The sequence below is a fragment of the Azospirillum sp. B506 genome, from assembly GCF_000333595.1.
GTDB lineage: Bacteria > Pseudomonadota > Alphaproteobacteria > Azospirillales > Azospirillaceae > Azospirillum.
In genome coordinates, this window is the sequence record NZ_BADK01000086.1 from 1 (window position 1) to 1,593 (window position 1,593).

2 protein-coding genes are annotated in these 1,593 nt (G+C 70.4%); both read left to right on the plus strand.

Annotated elements, in window-relative coordinates:
- Positions 1 to 644: AAA family ATPase (locus I71_RS02895; RefSeq protein WP_042690256.1), on the plus strand; the 644-nt coding region annotated here is incomplete at its 5' end.
- A 125-nt stretch (positions 645 to 769) separates the two neighbouring features.
- Entirely contained in the window at positions 770 to 1,564 is a 795-nt protein-coding gene (locus tag I71_RS02900; protein WP_042690259.1) for an SDR family oxidoreductase, read from the plus strand.
- Positions 1,565 to 1,593: the final 29 nt, after the last annotated feature.

Sequence of the window (1,593 nt, forward strand, 5' to 3'; positions counted from 1 at the left end):
CGCATCCCGATGTGCTGAACGTGTTGTTGCAGCGCCTGGACGACGGGCGGCTGACCGACGGACAGGGCCGCACCGCCGACTTCCGCCACGCCATCCTCATCATGACCTCCAACTTGGGGGCCGAGGCGCTGAGCGCCCTGGGCGACGACGAGGATATGGCCGGCGTGACGGTGGAGGTGATGGACGCGGTCCGCAAGGCCTTCCGGCCGGAGTTCCTGAATCGGCTGGACGACGTCCTGATCTTCCGCCGGCTGGGCCGGGACCAGATGTCGCGGATCGTCGATATCCAGCTGTCCCGCGTCAACGAGCGGCTGGCCGAACGCGGCGTCACCCTGGCGGCGGATGCAGCGGCCAAGCGGCGGCTGGGCGATCTGGGCTGGGATCCGGCCTTCGGCGCCCGTCCGCTGAAGCGGGCCATCCAGGGCCTCGTCGAGGATCCGATCGCCGAGCGTCTGCTCGACGAGGAGGTCGAGGGCAAGGCCACCATGTCGCTGTCGGTGGTCGACGGCCGGCTGGCGCTGGACGGCGTGGTGGTCGAGGAGGACCGGGCGCACGGCTTCAAGGCGCCGGAACGTCCGCCGCTCGGCTTCGCCCTGCCGCCGGTGGCCAGTTCCGCCGCCAGCCACGAGGCGTCTGTCCACTGACCGGGTGACGGATGAGAGGGAAGGGGGCGCGGGCTTTGCGCCCCCTTTTCCATTTCCGGGGCTGCCCTTGGGCCGCTGCGTCTGCTAAATGACCGGCATAACGCCGCACCGGACAGGGGGCAGAGATGACTGCGACGACTCCTTCCACTTTGGCCTACCTGTCGACTTTCTCGCTCGCCGGTCAGGTGGCGCTCGTCACCGGCTCGGGGCGCGGGCTGGGGCTGGAAATCGCGCGGGCGCTGGCCGGCTCCGGCGCGCATGTGCTGCTGAACGGCCGCGACGCCGCCACGCTGGAGGCTCGCGTCGCCGAGATCGAGGCGGCCGGCGGCAACGCGTCGGTGCTGGCCTTCGACGTGTCGGACCGGGCGGCGGTGCGCGATGCCTTCGCCCGGATCGAACGAGAGCATGGCCGGCTCGACGTTCTGGTCCAGAATGTCGGGCAGCGCAACCGCAAGCCGCTCGCCGATCTGACCGACGACGAGATCACCGGCCTGCTCGACGTCGATCTGGCCTCCGGCCTGATCCTGGCGCGCGAGGCGGCGCGGTTGATGCTGCCGCGCGGGCGTGGCCGGCTGATCGCCGTCACCTCCGTCGCCGGGCAGATCGCGCGGGCCAACGACAGCGTCTATGCCGCGGCGAAGTCCGGGCTGAACGGCATGGTGCGGGCGCTGGCTGCCGAGTACGGCCCGCAGGGGCTGACCAGCAACGCCATTGCGCCCGGTTTTTTCGCAACCGAAACGAATTTGGCGATTGTGAGCGATCCGGAGCGCGGGGCCTATTTCACCAACCGCACGCCGATGCGCCGTTGGGGCCGGCCGGAGGAGATCGCCGGGGCGGCGGTGTTCCTGGCCTCGGCGGCGGCGTCCTATGTCAACGGTCACGTCCTGGTCGTCGATGGCGGCGCCACCATCTTGATGTGAGCCGCCGGGCGATTGCCTCCGCCATGCTG

Bases quoted from the DNA above. Each gene is read 5' to 3' on its own strand.
- I71_RS02900 (WP_042690259.1), top strand. From the start codon at position 770: ATGACTGCGACGACTCCTTCCACTTTGGCCTACCTGTCGACTTTCTCG.